Origin of the sequence: Pseudovibrio exalbescens DSM 16456, assembly GCF_000422785.1 — a bacterium.
GTDB classification, from domain to species: Bacteria; Pseudomonadota; Alphaproteobacteria; order Rhizobiales; family Stappiaceae; genus Pseudovibrio; species Pseudovibrio exalbescens.
This window is the reverse complement of record NZ_AUGS01000002.1, coordinates 369573-387886: the sequence shown is the minus strand read 5'-3', so window position 1 is coordinate 387886 and position 18314 is coordinate 369573. Positions and strand designations below refer to the sequence as shown.

General features: G+C 55.6%; 20 protein-coding genes and 1 tRNA gene. 10 read left to right on the top strand and 11 right to left on the bottom strand.

The window, feature by feature from the left end:
- Positions 1 to 14: 14 nt before the first annotated feature.
- Positions 15 to 515, top strand: coding sequence for an RNA pyrophosphohydrolase (locus tag G512_RS0104310; protein ID WP_028480651.1), 501 nt, complete (start codon positions 15 to 17; stop codon positions 513 to 515).
- On the opposite strand, the gene queG is transcribed toward G512_RS0104310, so the two are convergent.
- Both queG and G512_RS0104300 read right to left on the bottom strand, forming a co-directional pair.
- A complete protein-coding gene (queG, locus tag G512_RS0104305) occupies positions 512 to 1669 on the bottom strand; it encodes a tRNA epoxyqueuosine(34) reductase QueG (protein WP_028480650.1) in 1158 nt (385 codons plus the stop codon). The two genes, G512_RS0104310 and queG, sit on opposite strands and share 4 nt — an antisense overlap.
- Positions 1670 to 1687: 18 nt before the next feature.
- Positions 1688 to 2380: a glutathione S-transferase family protein gene (locus G512_RS0104300; protein WP_028480649.1), complete on the bottom strand. Its 693-nt coding sequence runs from the start codon at positions 2378 to 2380 to the stop codon at positions 1688 to 1690.
- A 151-nt stretch (positions 2381 to 2531) separates the two neighbouring features.
- On the opposite strand from G512_RS0104300, the gene G512_RS0104295 reads away from it, so the two are divergent.
- Positions 2532 to 3344: an undecaprenyl-diphosphate phosphatase gene (locus tag G512_RS0104295; protein WP_028480648.1), complete on the top strand. Its 813-nt coding sequence runs from the start codon at positions 2532 to 2534 to the stop codon at positions 3342 to 3344.
- 133 nt (positions 3345 to 3477) lie between these two features.
- Here G512_RS0104295 and G512_RS0104290 read toward each other — a convergent pair whose 3' ends face one another.
- Positions 3478 to 4458 carry a complex I NDUFA9 subunit family protein gene (locus G512_RS0104290; protein WP_028480647.1) on the bottom strand — a complete coding sequence of 327 codons (981 nt, stop codon included), beginning with the start codon at positions 4456 to 4458 and terminating at the stop codon, positions 3478 to 3480.
- Positions 4459 to 4663: 205 nt separating this feature from the next.
- Here G512_RS0104290 and G512_RS0104285 point away from each other — a divergent pair.
- From G512_RS0104285 to ptsN, 8 genes are all read left to right on the top strand, one after another.
- Positions 4664 to 4750 (top strand) — tRNA-Leu (locus G512_RS0104285).
- Between the two features lie 239 nt (positions 4751 to 4989).
- Positions 4990 to 5610 carry a ribonuclease D gene (locus G512_RS0104280; RefSeq protein ID WP_028480646.1) on the top strand — a complete coding sequence of 207 codons (621 nt, stop codon included), beginning with the start codon at positions 4990 to 4992 and terminating at the stop codon, positions 5608 to 5610.
- Positions 5611 to 5787: 177 nt separating this feature from the next.
- The gene (lptC, locus tag G512_RS0104275; protein WP_051268867.1) at positions 5788 to 6456 is read left to right on the top strand and encodes an LPS export ABC transporter periplasmic protein LptC; all 669 of its coding nucleotides are present in this window, start codon (positions 5788 to 5790) and stop codon (positions 6454 to 6456) included.
- A complete protein-coding gene (locus G512_RS0104270; RefSeq protein ID WP_036488426.1) occupies positions 6453 to 7004 on the top strand; it encodes an LptA/OstA family protein in 552 nt (183 codons plus the stop codon). Before lptC ends, G512_RS0104270 begins: the two co-directional genes overlap by 4 nt.
- A 23-nt stretch (positions 7005 to 7027) precedes the next feature.
- Positions 7028 to 7825, top strand: a complete 798-nt coding sequence (gene lptB, locus G512_RS19935) for an LPS export ABC transporter ATP-binding protein (RefSeq protein ID WP_208974930.1) — start codon at positions 7028 to 7030, stop codon at positions 7823 to 7825.
- A 74-nt stretch (positions 7826 to 7899) separates the two neighbouring features.
- Positions 7900 to 9429 (top strand): RNA polymerase factor sigma-54, encoded by a 1530-nt coding sequence (gene rpoN, locus G512_RS0104260; protein ID WP_028480643.1) that lies wholly within the window; start codon positions 7900 to 7902, stop codon positions 9427 to 9429.
- Positions 9430 to 9648: 219 nt separating this feature from the next.
- The gene (gene hpf, locus G512_RS0104255; protein WP_028480642.1) at positions 9649 to 10236 is read left to right on the top strand and encodes a ribosome hibernation-promoting factor, HPF/YfiA family; all 588 of its coding nucleotides are present in this window, start codon (positions 9649 to 9651) and stop codon (positions 10234 to 10236) included.
- A 67-nt stretch (positions 10237 to 10303) separates the two neighbouring features.
- Positions 10304 to 10774 carry a PTS IIA-like nitrogen regulatory protein PtsN gene (ptsN, locus tag G512_RS0104250; RefSeq protein ID WP_028480641.1) on the top strand — a complete coding sequence of 157 codons (471 nt, stop codon included), beginning with the start codon at positions 10304 to 10306 and terminating at the stop codon, positions 10772 to 10774.
- A 130-nt stretch (positions 10775 to 10904) separates the two neighbouring features.
- Here the strand turns inward: ptsN and G512_RS0104245 are convergent, their stop codons facing one another.
- The 8 genes from G512_RS0104245 to G512_RS0104205 form a co-directional block, all read right to left on the bottom strand.
- Positions 10905 to 11165, bottom strand: a complete 261-nt coding sequence (locus tag G512_RS0104245; RefSeq protein ID WP_028480640.1) for a BQ00720 family protein — start codon at positions 11163 to 11165, stop codon at positions 10905 to 10907.
- Positions 11166 to 11221: 56 nt separating this feature from the next.
- Complete coding sequence (locus tag G512_RS0104240; RefSeq protein WP_028480639.1) at positions 11222 to 11650, bottom strand: Hsp20 family protein; 429 nt, start codon at positions 11648 to 11650, stop codon at positions 11222 to 11224.
- Between the two features lie 212 nt (positions 11651 to 11862).
- A complete protein-coding gene (hutX, locus tag G512_RS0104235; protein ID WP_028480638.1) occupies positions 11863 to 12363 on the bottom strand; it encodes a heme utilization cystosolic carrier protein HutX in 501 nt (166 codons plus the stop codon).
- A 44-nt stretch (positions 12364 to 12407) separates the two neighbouring features.
- Complete coding sequence (gene hutW, locus G512_RS0104230; protein ID WP_208974929.1) at positions 12408 to 13775, bottom strand: heme anaerobic degradation radical SAM methyltransferase ChuW/HutW; 1368 nt, start codon at positions 13773 to 13775, stop codon at positions 12408 to 12410.
- Between the two features lie 166 nt (positions 13776 to 13941).
- Positions 13942 to 15045: a sn-glycerol-3-phosphate import ATP-binding protein UgpC gene (locus tag G512_RS0104220; protein WP_028480636.1), complete on the bottom strand. Its 1104-nt coding sequence runs from the start codon at positions 15043 to 15045 to the stop codon at positions 13942 to 13944.
- A gap of 1 nt (position 15046) precedes the next feature.
- Complete coding sequence (gene ugpE, locus G512_RS0104215; protein WP_028480635.1) at positions 15047 to 15889, bottom strand: sn-glycerol-3-phosphate ABC transporter permease UgpE; 843 nt, start codon at positions 15887 to 15889, stop codon at positions 15047 to 15049.
- A 10-nt stretch (positions 15890 to 15899) separates the two neighbouring features.
- Positions 15900 to 16781, bottom strand: a complete 882-nt coding sequence (locus tag G512_RS0104210; protein WP_028480634.1) for an ABC transporter permease subunit — start codon at positions 16779 to 16781, stop codon at positions 15900 to 15902.
- Positions 16782 to 16913: 132 nt separating this feature from the next.
- Positions 16914 to 18224, bottom strand: a complete 1311-nt coding sequence (locus tag G512_RS0104205) for an extracellular solute-binding protein (RefSeq protein WP_028480633.1) — start codon at positions 18222 to 18224, stop codon at positions 16914 to 16916.
- Between the last annotated feature and the right edge of the window lie 90 nt (positions 18225 to 18314).

Below are 18314 nucleotides of genomic sequence, written 5' to 3'. Positions count from 1 at the left end.
TTCTGGACTCTTTCATGACCGACCTGACATCCCTTCCCTATCGCCCCTGCGTGGGTATCATGCTTCTCAACAAGCAAGGCCTTGTCTGGGTGGGCAAGCGCTTTGGTGACAAGACTCCGGTGCCCGATGCCTTTGCCTGGCAGATGCCACAGGGCGGACTGGATGAGGGAGAGGACCCTCTGGAAGCGGCCAAACGCGAACTTTACGAGGAAACCGGTGTGGCTTCAGTTTCTCTTCTGGCTGAAGCTCCCGAGTGGTTTGCCTATGATTTTCCCCCGGAAGTGCAGCAAAGCACGCGGCGGGGCAAATTTCGCGGCCAAACACAAAAGTGGTTTGCCATGCGGTTTGACGGAGATGACGCCGAGATCAACATTTTGAACCCACCTGAAGGACATAATCAGGAGTTCAGCGAATGGCGTTGGGAACAGGCCGCAAACTTGCCTGACATGATCGTGCCCTTCAAACGTGAGGTTTATGCGCAGGTGGTGCGTGCGTTCGCGCACCTGACGGCTTAGACCGAGTTCCTGCCGGCCGCCTGCTTGAGCCGTTGCCACTCCTCCTGAACCTCTCTAGCGGTTTCTGAAGGCGCCAATCCGTCATGCAGGTCGGCTTGCTGCGCAGGTGAGCCCAACTCACCCAGCGCCCAAACCGCCGTGGCCCGCACCACCGGCGCAGGATCCTCCAACAGGCGGATCACATCCCCCAGAAGCTCGGCCTTTCCCGAATTGCCCGCAGCGATCAAGACATTGCGAATGAACCGGTCACGGCCCACGCGCTTGATGGGAGAGCCCGTGAAAAAGCGCCGGAAGCTAGCGTCGTCCAGCTTCAGCAAGTCCGCAATGGATGGCTCTTTCAGATCCTCACGCGCTCGCAACTTGGCTTCAGATGCTTCTTGCGCGAACTTGTTCCATGGACACACCCCGAGACAGTCATCACAGCCGTAAATCCGGTTCCCCATGGGCCGCCGAAACTCGTGCGGGATCGGTCCGTGATGCTCGATGGTGAGGTAAGAAATACACCGATTGGCATCCAACTGATAAGGCGCGGGAAACGCTTTCGTGGGGCAGGCATCCAGACACCGGCGACAGCGCCCGCAGTGGTCAACCTCGGTCTCGTCCACCGGCAACTCCAGCGTCGAGAAGATGGAGCCGAGAAAAAACCAGCTTCCCAACTCACGGGACACCAGGTTGGTGTGCTTGCCTTGCCAGCCAAGGCCTGCAGCTTGGGCCAGAGGCTTTTCCATAACCGGCGCCGTGTCGACAAACACCTTCACATCTCCGCCCCCCCGTGAGGCCACGAGGTTGGCCAGTTCCTTGAGCTTGCCTTTGACCACATCATGGTAGTCGCGGTTGCGCGCATAAACGGAGATTGCCGCCTTCTCCGGTTTTTCCTGGAGCGCCAGCGGATCTTCATCAGGGCCGTAATTCATGGCAAGCATGATGATACTGCGCACCTCCGGCCAAAGCACACGCGGATCTGACCGGCGTGCCTCCGTCTCGGGCATCCAGTTCATGGTCGCGTGATAGCCGGCCTCAATGAATTGGCGCAGCCGTTCAGGGGCATGGGGAATGGCATCCGGACGCGCAATGCGCACCTGTCCAAATCCCAGGGCATGGGCGCGCTTGATCAGATCGCTCTTGACCCGATTGGCTTGCCGGTCTGTCAACATCGGGCAGTCCGTGCTTGGTTAGAAGTCCAAATCCGCGTAGGTCGGCGACGCAGGCATGCCCAACATCTTGTCGGAAAGCAATGGCCGGAAGCTTGGCCGCGACTTCACCCGCGCATACCAGCTTTTTGTGTTTTCGTCACGCGACCAGGGCACTTCGCCCAGATAGTCCGCAGCAGACAGCATAGCGGCCGCAGCCAGATCGGCAAAGCTCAGTTGATCCCCTGCCAGCCATTTGCGCGTGCCGGCAAGGTAGCCGATATATTGCAAATGATGGCCCATGTTGATGCGGGCCACGCGCAGAGCTGAGGAATCCGGCTGACCACCGCCATATTTGGGGGCCATCTCCTGCTTATAAATGCGCTCATGCACAATGTAAGAGAGCACTTCCTGATGGAACTTGTATAAAAACCAATCCATCAGCCGCCGCACTTCGGCACGCTTTGCGGGATGATCCGGCAACAAGCGCCGATCCGGTATGGAATAGCCGCGGGTTTCATCCAGATATTCGAGGATAACCCACGTCCCGCACACAGGTCCGCCATCATTCTCATTTAGCACCGGAATCGTTCCGGCCGGATTGAGCATCAGGAAATCCTGACGCCGTATCCACGGATATTCCGTCGTACAATCAAACTGCACCCCATACTCGCCCAGCGCGAGCCGGACAGTGCGTGAATGGGGACAAAACGGGTGGTGGTATAGCTTCAGCATGGGGTTCTTTTTCGGGGCAAACCGTTAACCAATTAAATCTGCTTTAACCGAATTTTCTTCCTTTTGTGTTTACCGTCATCACCCAGCCGAAAAATAAGCGGGGGACAACTCCCGTATCCCCAGCCAGGCGTATTTGGAGATCTACTCAGCAATGACAACTGAAACAATCATCGGGGCGCTCATCCTTGGCATCGTGGAGGGGCTGACAGAGTTCTTGCCTGTTTCTTCGACGGGTCACCTGTTGTTGCTGGGCCATTTCATCGGCTTTCAAAGTGATGGCCGGATGTTTGAAGTGCTGATTCAGCTCGGGGCCATTCTTGCGATCCTGTCGGTGTATTTCAGAAGATTGTGGCAACTTGCGACAACAATTCCAACTGATCCGCGCTCACGCCATTTCGTGGCAGGAATTCTGATCGCCTTTCTCCCCGCTGTGGTTATCGGGGTGCTGGCCCACGGTTTTATCAAACAGGTCTTGTTTGAAACGCCGGTGCTGGTATGCATCACGCTGATCTTCGGCGGCATCATCATGTTGCTGGTGGACCGGATGCCGCTGGAGGTTCGATACCGCGAAATTACCGAATACCCTTTGGGACTGTGCCTGAAAATTGGCCTGTGTCAGTGCGTGGCCATGATCCCCGGTGTGTCGCGGAGCGGGGCCACCATTGTCGGCTCCTTGCTCATGGGCACGGACAAGCGATCGGCGGCGGAGTTTTCGTTCTTTCTGGCCATGCCAACCATGAGCGGCGCTTTCGCTTATGACCTGTTCAAGAATCGTGACCTGATTACGGTCGACAATGCAACGCTGATCGGCATCGGATTCGTGGCCTCATTCATTGCCGGATACTTTGTCGTCCGCACGTTTCTTGATTTCGTCAGCAAACACGGGTTTGCCCCATTCGGCTGGTGGCGCATTGGCGTCGGCGGCCTAGGTCTTATTGGCTTGATCATCCAGAACGCGGTTTGACCGGATCAGAAAGCCCGGCCCTTGCGCCCTCAAACAATCTGAAAGCTCAGAGGGCGCGCTGAAAAGCGCGCCAACTCGATTGTCTTGAGATGACCTGCCGTGCATCACTTCAGGTGATGTCCTTGGTGCGGAGTTAGTCCTCCAAAGGACGGCGCGCGTCGTACTGGCCGTGCGGCATGAACTTGTCCACGTAGGAGGGCAAGATCGCTTCGATCGTATGCGCAGCAATGCCAAGGCCCTGTAGCGTGCGCCCTTCATCCTGCGCCTGTTGACTCACCACATTATCCGCCTTTAACAGCTCCACCTGATCCACTGTAAGCGGAGGGTTCGGCAGCAATTGCATGAACCGCGCCTGAAAACGCGCCATCTTGAAGGGAAGATTGACCAGAGGGCGACGGCGGCGAATGACCTTCAGCAAAATCTGCAAGCATTCCTTGAAAGTGCGCACTTCCGGCCCGCCCAACTCATAGGTAGTTCCGGGTACTGCTTCACCATCCACAGCGCGAGCAACTGCCTCGGCAACGTCCCCGACAAACACGGGCTGGAATTTGGTTTTGCCACCCCCCACGAGTGGCAGTGCCGGGGCGATGCGTGCCATTGCGCCGAACCGATTGAAGAAATCATCTTCCGGACCGAACACGATGGACGGGCGGAAAATAATTGCCTCAGGACAGTGCTTTTTGAAGGCGTTTTCCCCAGCGGCCTTGGTTCGGGCGTACATGGAGCTGCTCTTCTCGTCGGCCCCTATGGCCGAGAGGTGCACCACCCGACTCACACCAAGTTCGGCACAAACGGCAGCCACATTCTCGGCGCCCTCCGCCTGTACGGCATCAAATGTCTGTTTTCCTGACTGATGCAGAATACCCACCAGGTTGATCACGGCATCTGCACCCCGCATCGCATTGGCGACCGAATCCCGGTTTCGGATATTGGCCTGAACGGGCATTATTTGACCAACAACTCCAAGAGGTTGAAGGTGCTCTGCATTCTCTGGACGGCGCACCGCCGCGCGCACACGATACCCGCGCAAAGCAAGGGCGCGGATGATGTGCCGGCCCAGAAAGCCTGACCCGCCGAATACCGTTACAAGTTTGCCGTTGAGTGCCGTCGCCATCGTATCCCTACCTCGCACGGACATGCGTCTTTGAGAAAATCAGTATTCCTAGGGACCTCTTATCCCCTCGTTGCCTTTCTGTGAAGGCAGTCTGTGGATGAAAATAATTTCTTCACAAAAGCCTGATTGACAACCCGCCTAATGACCCTTAAACACCGCCTCCACAGACACGGCGCTGCTCCACAAAACAGCGCAACGTGGAAGTGCCCAGGTGGCGGAATTGGTAGACGCGCTAGCTTCAGGTGCTAGTGCTCGCAAGGGCGTGGAGGTTCGAGTCCTCTCCTGGGCACCATCTTTTCTTCTCAAGAAAATATAGCGCACTAAAAAGATAGCAAGGTATATTGCCAGCTATTGTTGCAAATGATCCTTTGCATGATCGTATGCCTGTATCGCAAAAAGCAGGTTTTCACCGACGCAGCTCTCCAAACCGCATAGTTTTTCTTTGCAACCCTTGCTCAGGGATGGCATCTAGGCTTCAAACGACCTGCGCGTGCCAGACACACACGATGCAAAGACAGATGAGAAGCGCCGATGACAATCAGATTTCACAGGAACGACCTCCCCTCTCTTGAGAATTACAACGCAGCAGACGCCGTTGCCGTGGACACGGAAACACTGGGCCTGAACCCACACCGTGACCGCTTGTGCGTTGTGCAGCTTTCTCCGGGCGACGGGACGGCCGACGTTGTGCAAATCGAGAAAGGCCAGACTGACGCTCCCGTTCTGCGCCAGCTGTTCACGGATCCGGCGAAGCCAAAGATCTTTCATTTCGCGCGGTTTGATGTTGCGGTGCTCTACGCCTATCTCGATATAGAAGTGTCTCCGGTCTGGTGCACGAAGATTGCGTCCAAACTGACGCGCACTTACACCGACCGTCACGGCCTGAAAGACCTGTCAAAGGAACTTCTGGGCGTCGACATCTCCAAACAGCAGCAAAGCTCCGACTGGGCGGCAGACACTCTGACGGACGCACAGCTTGCCTATGCCGCCTCCGACGTGCTGCACCTGCACAAGCTCAAGGAGCGTCTGGAGTTCATGTTGAACCGGGAAGAACGTCACGAAATGGCTCTGGAGTGCTTCCGCTTTCTGCCGACCCGCGCCAAGCTGGATCTGGCAGGCTGGGGTGAAACGGATATTTTTGCCCATTCCTGATAATTGAATTGGCAGGGCACTTCAGCAAAAGAACCTCCGGACTTCATTGAATTTAAACAGGACCGACATTAGTTTGGATTAATTACCGGTGCGGGATGTGGATGACGCCTCAAACACCCGCACCAACGCCCTCAGGGCAATCATAACCATAACAACAACAGATCCAAGGATGGTGCAGTGCAACCGGCTCCAGAAGCAACTGAGGGCTTTGTCTGGTCTGAGCAAGCAAGGAAAAAGCAGGAAGCTGCGCGGCGCTCCGCCAAGCGGCACACCCGGCTCGTCAAGTTTTTGCGTTTCCTGTTGCCAGCGCTTGGCACGCTGATCGCGGTTGGCGTGATCGGTGCCGTGATTTTGCGCAATATCCTTGCCGGGATGGGGCTTGGCGACATCAGCCTGACGGTGGATGGGCTGGTGATGTCCAACCCGCATCTGTCCGGCAGTGATGGCGAACGATCCTACTCCGTTTCCGCTGCCGAAGCGGTACAGCGCATTACCAACCCCAAGATTATCGACCTGGACACGATCCGCGCCAAAATTGTTCTTGGAAAAGACGAGAATGCGGAGGTTGTTGCCGCAAAAGGTACTTACAATGCCGAAGCGGAGACTTTAAACCTGACAGATGGCATTACCGTCACTTACAGTGGCGGATACACGGCGGAATTCGACTATCTTGATATCGACATGACGAGCGGCGAGATCTTGACGAATAGTGCGGTGACAGTGCAGGCAGAAGGTGGATACATTCACGCAGGCTCCATGGACTACCAGCAGGATAGCGGAGTGATGCGGTTCAGCGACGGCGTGTCCATGCGGATCAACCCGTCATCTCTGGAGAACAGTCAATGACAGCATGGTTGCGAACCCTCTTGATTTCCATGGCTCTGCCAGTGCTGGTAGCTACCGGCGCAGCGGCCCAGACCTTTGATGATGCATTTGCAGGGTTCGGCGCCAACAGCGACGAGCCGATCCAGATCGAAGCCACGGATTTGCAGGTGGAAGACAACAAGAAGAGCGCCGTGTTCAGTGGCGACGTTGTGGTCTCTCAAGGTGATGCCACGCTGAAAACCGAACGCCTGAAAGTGTTTTATGGCGGGTCGCTGTCCACATCGGGCGAAGACGGACTGCAGCAGACGATCAGCCGCCTTGAAGCAGACGGCGGCGTTTTCATTTCCTCGAAAGACCAGACAGCCACCGGTGATGATGCCACCTTTGACATGGAAAAGCAGGTTATGGTGATGACCGGCGACAAAGTGGTACTGAGTCAGGGACAGAACGTGATTGTGGGAAGCCAACTGACCGTGAACCTGAAGACCGGCAAGGTGGACCTCGACTCACCGCAAACAGGCCGCGTGAAAATGCTGTTGCAACCCAACAGCTTGCAAAACAACAACTAAGAAACGGCCAAGGATCGAACACTTTGAGACCCCACTCCCACTCCGGGGCCGCCTCGGCTCAATCCTTCAGCGCTGTACCGCTTCAGGCGGCGGAGGAAAACACCAAGCTGGAAGTCGAAGGCATTGGCAAGAGCTATCGTCGCCGGCAGGTGGTCAAGCATGTGAGCCTGAATGTGCGCCGCGGCGAGGCTGTGGGATTGCTGGGGCCAAACGGCGCGGGCAAGACAACCTGTTTTTACATGATCACCGGTCTGATCCGCCCCGATCATGGCACCATTTCGCTGGACGGGTTTGAGATTACCCAACTGCCCATGTACCAGCGAGCACGTCTGGGCATTGGATACCTGCCTCAGGAAGCCTCCATTTTTCGTGGTCTGACAGTGGAAGAAAACATCCGCGCCGTGCTGGAAGTGGTGGAGCCCAAGCGCAAGAAGCGCGAACAGGAACTGGATTCCCTGCTCTCAGAGTTTGGCGTGATGCACTTGCGCAAATCACCCAGTATTGCGCTTTCCGGCGGCGAGCGTCGCCGTGTGGAAATCGCCCGCGCCCTCGCCAGCCGTCCCTCGTTCATGTTGCTTGACGAGCCGTTTGCCGGCATTGATCCCATTGCGGTTGGCGATATCCAACAACTCGTGCGCCACCTGACACAACGGGGCATTGGCGTGCTTATTACCGACCACAATGTGCGCGAAACGCTGGGCCTGATCGACCGGGCTTACATTATTGCGGCGGGCGAAGTGCTGACGGAAGGCAAACCACATACGATTGTTGCGGACCCTGACGTGCGCCGTCTCTATTTGGGAGAACAATTTACTCTTTAGCCGGAAAGATGTGCTAGCTTCCCAAGCATGTTTCGTGCCAAATAGCCGAGCGACGCAGGAGGACGCGATTTAGCATGGCTTTAACACCCAAGCTCGAGATACGGCAAAGCCAACAGCTGGTGATGACACCTCAGCTGATGCAGGCGATCAAGCTGTTGCAACTCTCCAGCTTGGATCTGGTGTCCTATGTCGACAACGAGTTGGAAAGTAACCCGTTTCTGGAACGCGCGGAAGAAGAATACCCGTCGTCCGACGGCGACATGGACGCGTCTTCCGGCGACGAGAGCGACAACGCCTCGGCCACACGCGACGACAGTGAATGGCTGGAAACGCAGCTGGCAACCAACGCCTCTGACATGTCCAGTCAGATGGATGCGGACCTTGGCAACGTGTTTCCCGACGACAATGGAAGCCAACCCACGCTTGATCCAACTGCGCTGAAGGGCGACCAATGGCAACCGCCAGCCAATGGCACCGTAGCAACGGCTGACTACAACCTTGAGGCCTTTGTAGCCTCGGATGTTTCCCTGAAAGACTTTCTGGTGGAGCAGCTCTCGCTGGCCGTGACATCCCCAACGGATCAATTGATCGCCAAGAATCTGATCGACAGCCTGGACGACAATGGCTATCTGGCCATAGACATGCAGGAAACTGCCGACCGGCTCGGGATTGAACAGGCCCATCTGGAGCGGATCATTCGGTCGTTGCAGACACTGGAACCCAGTGGTGTGTTTGCCCGCTCGCTGGCGGAATGTCTGGCAATCCAGTTGCGAGAGAAGGATCGGTACGATCCCGCCATGCAGCAACTGGTAGAGAACATCGATCTGCTGGCCCGCTACGATGTCGCCAGCTTGAAACGCCTGTGCGCCGTGGATGACGACGACCTGAGCGACATGATCCGCGAGATCAAGGCGTTGAATCCCAAGCCCGGTGCGTCATTCGGCACGGAAGCGGTTCAGCCCGTTGTGCCCGATGCCATTGTACGTCCCGGTAGTGATGGAGGCTGGGTGGTGGAATTGAACCCCGACACCCTTCCACGGGTGCTGGTGAACCAGACCTATTATTCCCAGATCAGCAGCACTGTTAAGAATGATCAGGATCTGGCCTATTTCACCGACTGTATTCAGACGGCCAACTGGCTGGTGAAGAGTCTGGATCAGCGGGCCAAGACAATCTTGAAGGTCTCTTCGGAGATTGTGCGCCAACAAGATGGATTTCTGGCTCATGGCGTCCAGTATCTGCGTCCGCTGAACCTGAAAACGATTGCCGATGCAATTGGCATGCACGAGTCTACGGTCAGCCGGGTTACCTCCAACAAATACATTGCCACACCGCGAGGTATCTTTGAGCTGAAGTACTTCTTTTCGTCAGCGATCAACGCAACGGAAGGCGGCGATGCACTATCCGGCGAGGCTGTACGCTACAAGATCAAGCATCTGATTGATAACGAAGATCCCAAGGCAATCCTGTCTGATGACACCCTCGTAAAGCTGCTCAAACAAGACGGTGTGGATATCGCTCGGCGCACAGTGGCAAAATACCGCGAGGCGATGAAAATCCCCTCCTCGGTGCAACGACGCCGGGAAAAGCGAGCAAGAGCCTAGGGATTTGGCGGGGAAACGGGCCGATCCACCGGACCAAGAGTTTCCAAGGACTTCAGTTGACTTTTAGTATCCCCCAGATTAGATAGCCAGCGTTAGGCCAACGGCCCAAAAAAGGTGGCACTTTCTTTTTAGCTGGTCCATTGTGTAAGTGTCGGAAGGTTTTCCGTAATTGGATTTGCTTTTCGCCGCTTTGAGTCGTTTCTAACATATGAGGTTCCCATGACATTGCGTATTTCGGGAAGAAACGTGGACATTGGTGATGCTACTCGCATCCACGTCGAAAACCGGATTGCAGACGCGCTGGAGAAATACTACCCGGGCGCATATTCAGGTCATGTGACAATTTCGCGAGAGGGTTCCGGCTTCCGGTCCGAATGCACACTAAGCCTGAGTACCGGTGTCGTGTTGCAGGCTTCCGGTGATAGCCAGGATGCTCGACAGAGTTTTGACATAGCGGCAGAACGAATTGAAAAACGTCTGCGGCGCTACAACAGAAAGCTGAAAGCGCACAAAAACGGCGCCCATGCGGACAAGGGCATCTTTGAAGCAACTTCGTACGTTCTGGCTGATCCGGAAGGCGAAGAAGAAGTTCCTGAGGACTACAATCCAATTGTAGTCGCAGAAACCTCGGCAAAGGTGAAAACCATGACCGTTGGCATGGCAGTGATGGAGCTTGACCTTTCTGAAGCACCAGTGGTCATGTTCCGGAACGCCGGCAATGGCGGAGTAAATGTCGTATTCCGTCGCCCCGATGGCAACATCGGCTGGATTGATCCAGGATTGGCGGCGAACGCCGAGGCGGGATGAGACATTTTCGTTATTTGCAAAGCCGGTTCGCCGGCTTTGCAGCTTTTCAGTGATCACGGATCGTGAGATGGAGCTGATCGAACTACTGAGTCCAGAGGCCGTCGTACCCAGCCTCAAGGCCAACAGCAAGAAGCACGCGCTGCAGGAAATCGCGCACAAGGGCGCGCCCCTGTGCGGTCTGCCGGAGCGGGATATTTTTGATACCCTGCTGCAACGCGAGCGCCTTGGGTCCACGGGTGTCGGCAACGGGGTGGCAATCCCCCATGGCAAGCTGCAGCAGATCGACAGGCTCTACGGCGTGTTTGTTCGTCTGGACAAGCCAATTGAGTTTGAAAGTCTGGACGACCAACCGGTGGACCTGATTTTTGCTCTGCTGGCTCCTGAAGGAGCTGGTGCAGATCACCTGAAGGCGCTGGCCCGTGTTGCACGGGTGCTGCGTGATCAGGATGTGGCTTCAAAGTTGCGCGCGACAAAGGATGCGGCCGCGTTGTATTCAATACTGACGCAGCCCACGACGTCGCCCACAACACCGGCGTGACTTTCAAAGTACGTTGGCTGAACCGGCCAAAGAGTTTCAAAAAAGCCCCGGTACCATCTGGTACCGGGGCTTTTATTTACATGCTTTTTTTGATGCGTGACGGACCAGCACCAGCTGGCCAAAGCCCGGCCTAATGGAGGCTAACGGCTTCCAGCTCCTGCTCCATTGCATTGGCCAGTGCCGCGTCGCGGCTGTCGGTCAACAAGATGGGAGAACCATCTGCAGACAACAACGCCCATACGGGTTGATCCACGCCATCCAGGTCCGCACCGGGGAACATGCGATGCAGATCGGCATCGCTTACCTTTTTGACGTAAGCCAGTTCTCCAGTGCCAAATTCGGCAAACGCTTCCTGGGCCATGCCGCCATCCGCGAAGGGATTCGTAGTCATCGCCTTCTCCTTCGTTTGTTGATTGGTATTGCACGTGATGTGAGGCTTTGAGGCCTTTAGCCACCCGCTGAAATTTCGATCTTGCGCACAATGCGCTCCGGTTCGGGCCGGGCCAGATCGATGGACAGCAGGCCGTCGCACAGCTCTGCGCCCAGTATCTCGATACCTTCGGCAAGAACAAAGGTACGCTGGAACTGGCGCGCGGCAATGCCCCGATGCAAATATTCTTTGCTTTTGTCTTCCTGTTGGCGACCGCGAATGACGAGCTGGCTCTCTTCGACGGAGACTTCCAGCTGTTCGCGGGTAAATCCTGCAACCGCAATGGTTATGCGGATTGTATCGCTCTTTTCTGCCGTGGCCGGCAGCCTTTCAATGTTGTAGGGCGGATAGCCATCATTGGCGCCCTTACTCACTCGATCGAGCACACGCTCAATATCGTCGAAACCCAACAAGAAGGGGCTCGAAAACGCTGACATACGCGTCATTGTCAAAGTCCTTTCCAAAGCGACCTTGGTCCGGACCCTCGCTCGGCATCCGGTTTGTCAGGGCAGCCAAGCTGCCTCTGTTGCCTTGGAATATGGCGATATCGGTGCAATGATTCAAGTTGTCAGCACCATTCACCGCCAAGGTGGGCAGAATCCGGCGCTGATAAGCCCCGGATTCTGCCGGTTGTGTGGAAAGCTTGGAGAAATGGAGCTTAGTGCTCCCAGTTGGACAGCGCGTGGAATTTTTCCAGTTGGTCGGCGCGCAGCTCGCCCCCTTCGTCTCGTCCAAGGAAGATCTTCAAATAGCAATTGCCCTGCTCGTTGACGAAGTTGATCGACGCAGACAGCTTGGAAAAGAACGGACGCTTCAAAAACAAGATGGAATGACAGGCATCTTCCTTGATGTGGCCAGAAAAGCCACCCTGTGTCTTTTTCAAGTTATAGTAGCCTCGGGCAAATGTGCCCTGCGGGAAATCACCGGAGACCTCAAAGATCATGTCCCCTGTGTTGGCAATGGTGGTGACCTGCCCCCAGTCTGGAACTTCCTTGATAACCCGCTCAAAGTGGTCCCCGCTCAGTTCACGCCACATATCCGCAGGCAAGCATTTGATGGCGTCAGCCAGACAAACCTGATGCTCCTTGGCAATGTTTTCCAAAATGCCTGCCGGATTGTCAGCAAGTTTGCGTTTCAGGTCGTCAAGTACCGTTGTCATGAGGCAATAGCTCCATCTGTTGTGTTTGGTAGAGGAAAACAGGGTCAAGGCTCAGGATGAGGCCCACAATACTCCGCCACAGCTGCCTTTAGGTGTGTCAGAAGTGTCTGATGCCAGAACCGTCCCGCGGTCGTCAGCCGGATCACTGTGTTACCGGTAATGAGATCGGCCGCTCGCCAATTGTCCAGAAGTGGTGCCAGATAGGCCAGCACGCCCTCCGGCACGGCGGGGTGGCGTTCAAGCCCAGCCAAATCGACCCGCATGGTTTCAATGCCAGCGGCCAAACCATTCAGGACTGGGGTCAAGGGGCCATTTCGGGCCAACGATGCCAGTGGCTTTTCACCCTTTTTTACCATGTCATAGTAATGGGCCAACTCACTCTGAACCGAGTAGCTGTAGCCGTTGAGGTTGCCCCCCGCGCCCGCGCCGAACGCGAGGCACTGTGCGCCTGATTTGATCAGCGTGTTATACAGATTACGTTCCCGCGTCCCGCTGGCCCAATGGCTTGAGGACAACTGGCGCCAACCTTGGCGCTGAAGAAAGGTGAGGCCCGTTTCATACATGAGCCCTTGATGCGGCAAAGGCGCTGCCGGACTGATCTTGCCTTTCTCGATGGCTTTGAAAAGCGGAGCCCCCGGAAACACGGCAAGCGTATACAAATCCACGCCATCAAGGCCCAAATCAACAACCGTTTTGAGGTCGGCCTGCCAAATCTCTTCGTCCTGATCGGGCAGCCCCAGAATGAGATCACATATAATGGCGGCGCGATTGCGATCCCGCAGACCTTCAAAAAACCGCCGCGCCTCCTCGCCGCTTACCTTTCGGCCCTGACGCCTGCGTACACGGGTATCAAAGGATTGTGTACCGGTAGAAAGCCGGTTGGCGCCCGCATCCAGACAGGCCTCGATCTTGTCATTATCAAAATGATAGATCCTGCCTTCTACCGTAATCTCGCAGTCTGAAGCCAGCGGATAAAGCTCACGAATTCGCGCGACTAGGCGCTTCAGATCCTGCGCATGAAGAGCAGTGGGCGTTCCTCCGCCGAAGTATACCGCGTTGATGGGAGCTGATTGCGCGGCAGGGGACGTCGCTTCCATTTCCAACTCCTGAAGGAGAGCATCCGTATAGGGAGCGGAGGCGTCATCAGTCCACTTGTTGCGATAGAAGCCGCAAAAAAGGCAGTGGTTGGCGCAAAACGGCACATGCAGGTACATGACCGTGGGGCCAGACCGCGGCTGGTCTTGGACTTGCCGCCAAATGCTCTGGTGGGCATCTGCGGCAACTGGCTCACCGGAGGCGCCCGGCATGTGACCACCCCGCCGCGAGAAGGCGTGCTGGATAGGATTGCCAGATGTATCTGCGAAAAATCGCTCAAGCTCCGCTGCGCTCATGAAGACCTGCTTGTTGTTCATGGAGTTCGCTAGCGGCAGCTGGCTAAATATGAGTTTCTATATCAAGTTATTTCTCAGAAAACCGCAAAGCAGCTTTCTGCGGTCAAATGACACAGGTTTTCAGCGCAAAGACACAAAGCCCGGCGCATTGGCCGGGCTTTGACGCGTGAAAAGGCTTGTCTGCCCATCATGCCGGCTGAAGTTTACCGGTCGATGTGAGGGCTTTGCCGGTCTCCGAGGAGAAAAAGTGGAGTTTTTCTCGCTTTGCAGCCACCTTGAGCACAGAACCAACTTCAAAATGCTGCTTGCCTGGCGCACGCACAATCACTTCCTGCCCCTGCTCTCCGAGGGTGGCATGAACATAGCTCTCCGCCCCGACAGGCTCTACGGCCGATACGATGAGGGAGAGAACAAGTGGATCCTCAAGCTGGGTCTCATCCTCAACGATATGCAAATCTTCCGGACGCAGACCCAAAATGGCACTGCGCTCTTCAAGCTCCGACTTAAGGGACAGACCGTCACCCCGGCTGAGATGCCACTGAGCGTTATCCCGTTCGATTTCCATCAAGTTCATGGCCGGTGAGCCGATGAAACTGGCCACAAACGTGGAGGCCGGATTTTCATAGACATCAATTGGCGTGCCGATTTGCTCGACCTGACCGCCATTAAGCACGACGAGGCGGTCTGCCAGTGTCATGGCTTCGAGCTGATCATGTGTCACATAAAGGCTGGTTGTGCCGAGTGCCTTTTGCAGCTTCTTGATTTCAATGCGCATTTGAACGCGCAGTTTGGCGTCCAAGTTCGAGAGAGGCTCATCAAACAGAAACGCCTTTGGTTCGCGCACAATAGCACGCCCCATCGCCACACGCTGACGTTGACCACCAGACAGGGCACGGGGTTTGCGATCCAGGTAGTCCGCGATTTCAAGAATACGCGCAGCTTCGCGAACCCGCCGGTCAATCTCTTCCTTTTTGATGCCTCGGTTTTTAAGGCCGTACGCCAGGTTGTTGTAAACGGTCATATGCGGGTAGAGCGCATAATTTTGGAAGACCATGGCGATGTCGCGATCTGCAGGTTCGATCTTGTTGACCACCCGATCGCCAATGGAGATTTCGCCTTCGGTGATCGCTTCAAGCCCGGCAACCATACGCAGCAAGGTGGACTTTCCGCAGCCCGACGGGCCCACCAGCACGATGAACTCACCATCTTCAATATCGATGGAGACGCCTTTCACGGCGGCAACTCCACCGGCATAGGTCTTGCGAACGTTGCTAAGAGTGATGCCTGCCATTTTATTTCTCGCTTTCCACCAGACCTTTGACAAACCAGGACTGGAAAACAATCACAACGATAACCGGCGGCAGCATGGCCAGCACGGCAAGCGCCATTGCCTGATTGGTTTCAGGTATTTGCGCCCCAATCCAGACCTGCAAAATCTGGCGCATCCCGCGCACCAATGTGAAGAAGGTCTCATCGGTTGTGATCAGGGTTGGCCAGAGGTACTGGTTCCACCCGTAGACGAACATGATGATGAAGATTGCCGCAATCATCGTCTTGGACAACGGCACCAGAATGTCGATGAAGAACTTGATCGGGCCGGCACCGTCTATGCGGGCTGCTTCCACCAGTTCATCCGGCACGGATTTGAAAAACTGCCGGAAGTAGAAAGTTCCGGTTGCCGAGGCGATCAAGGGCACGATCAATCCCGAATAGGAATTCATCATGCCAAGGCCCTGAACGATCTCGTAGCTGGGCAGAATGCGCACCTCCAGCGGCAACAACAAGGTGGCGAAAATGACCCAGAAGCAGAAGCTGGCGAGTGGAAAGCGGAAATAAACAATCGCATAGGCAGCCAACATGGAAATGATGATTTTGCCGATGGCAAATCCCAGCCCCAGAATCATGGAGTTCTTGAGCATGGTGAAGCCCGTCACCTCCTTGGTGAAGCCCCCGGCTTCCGTCAGGACCGCACTGTATGTATCGGAGAAATGCCCGCCCCATGTCATTTGCAGGCCGTTTCGATAAACCGAAACAGCATCATGGGTGGATGTCATGAAGGCCACGATAACGGGCGCAATCATGAACACCGCGCCGAGAATCAGGATCAGGTGGTCTGTAATGTGTTCACGCTTCATGTTGTCCCCCTCAATTATAGTGAACGCGGCGTTCGATCAGTCGGAATTGAACGATGGTCAACACGAAGACCAGCAGCATGAGAATGACAGACTGCGCAGAAGAACCGCCCAGATCATTGCCGCGGAAGCCATCGAGAAACACCTTGTAGACCAGCGTGATCGGATTGTTGCCGGGCTCGCCCTTGAGCACGAGGTCGATGATCCCGAAGGTTTCGAACAAGGCGTAGGTGATGTTGATGATCAACAAAAAGAAGCCTGTGGGGGCCAGCAGCGGGAAGGTCACTGTCCAGAAACGCCGGGCTCCGCTTCGGCAATCGATTGCCGCTGCTTCTTGAATTGATTTCGGGACGCTTTGCAGCCCAGACAGGAAAAAAATGAAGTTGATGGGCACCTGCTTCCAGACCGCGATGACGATCATGCAGAAGGCGGTGTCGAAGTAGTTCACCCCGATTTGCATGTCCCAGCCCAGAAGGCCCGCGAACTCTTTCAACGGACCGATATGCTGGTCAAACAGCATTACCCCAATCAATCCAGCTACCGGCGGCGCGATGGCGTACACCCACATGAGCAAGGTCCGATAGGTTGAGGCCCCGCGAATTACGCTGTCGGCTTTTACCGCCAGAAGGAGGGCGATTGACAGGGAAAAGAACGTTGTGAGCGCTGTGAACACCAACGTGAAACGTGCGGTACTGGCGTAATCACTACTGGTTAGCGCATCTGTGAAGTTATCGAAGCCCACAAACGTGGAGCCGAAACCGAAGGGATCTTCCAAATAAAAGGAGGAGCGGACCGCTTCCGCAGCGGGCCAGATAAAGAAGATGCCAACAATCAGCAGCTGCGGCAGCAGCAGCATGTAAGGCATTAGCGGATCGGCGAACTGAACTCGTTTCATAAGCCTGTCCAAGGGTTTGACAAAAGGCAGGACACATCATCAAGCGGCTTTGTTTTCAGAACCGCTACCTGCCAGAAAACCGAAGGCACGAAACCGTGCCTTCGGCATACTTCATTGACAGGTCAGACCGGATCAGCCGGACGTCTTTTCGAAACGGGCCAGAAGCTTGTTTGCTTCTTCCTCGATGGTCTTGAAGGCTTCATCGGCAGTCTTCTCACCGGAGAAGATCTGACCGAATTCGCGGCGCATCACGTCGCGGATCTGGACGTAGAAGCCCATGCGGTAGCCCTTGGTGTTGTCCTGAGATGGCAAGGAAAGCTGCTGGATGCCGACTTCTGCAGCCGGGAAGCGGTCATAATGGCCATCTTCCTTTGCCAGGTCATACGCAGCGTTGGTAACCGGCACGTAGCCCGTTTCCTTGTGCCACATGTACTGAATCTCTGGGGAGGTCAGGTAGCTGAAGAAATCTGCCGTGCAGTTGTTTTCAGCGGACGACTTGCCAGACATGGCGAACAGGGCTGCACCGCCGATGAAGGTTTGTGCGCCTTCGTCGATAACGGATTCCCAGTAAGGCAGGAAGGTCGCGGAGAAATCAAAGTCGGTCGATTGCATCAAACCACCAAAGGAGCCGGAAGACCCCAGCCACATGGCCACATCGCCTTCCTGGAACGGCTTCTGGTTGTCAGCCCAGCCGGAGCCATAGAAGTTGTAGTAACCGTTGTCGAGCCATTCCTTCACCTTGGTGAAGTGCATCTTGATGGCATCCTGATCAACAAGGATCTGAGTGCCTTCAGCGCCATCATACCCGTTGTTGTTGGTGGCAAATGGCAAGTTGTGACGCGACATGAAGTTTTCGGCGAAAATCCATGGCGTATGGGACTGAGACAGCGGAATGTAACCAGCTTCAACGAGTTTCGGTGCGATCTGCTCGAACTCTTCCCAGGTCTTTGGTGCGGAAACACCGGCCTTTTCCAGAGCTTCCTCATTGTAGTAGAGGATCGGCGTGGAGGAGTTGAACGGCATGCCGATCATCTTGCCATTGGCGTCGGCATAGAAATAACGAACGCCCGGAATATAATCTTCAATGTTGAACTCGGCGCCGGCTTCGTTCAAAAGATCCTCAGCGGGCACGACAGCACCCTTGGCGCCAATGATCGTTGCAGAGCCTGCATCAAACACCTGAAGGATGTTCGGCTGTTCGCCAGCGCGGAACGCAGCAATGCCGGCGGTCAGGGCTTCTTCATAGGTGCCTTTGAAGACTGGCGTCAGCTGGCAGGCGTCCTGAGCTTCATTGTAATTGGCAGAGATTTCATTCACTACCTCGCCCAAACGACCGCCCATGGCGTGCCACCAGGAAATCTCGGTTGCTGCGAAAGATGCGGTAGAGGTTGTGGCGAGAGCTGCAAATGCGACAATTCGGGCAGCTGTAGTGCGATACGACATGACAGAACTCCAGACGGGTAAGTGAAACGCTTCAGTTTCTCCGACGCACACACAAGCAATCCCCAGTTACGCCCGGTGCGCGGGATGACG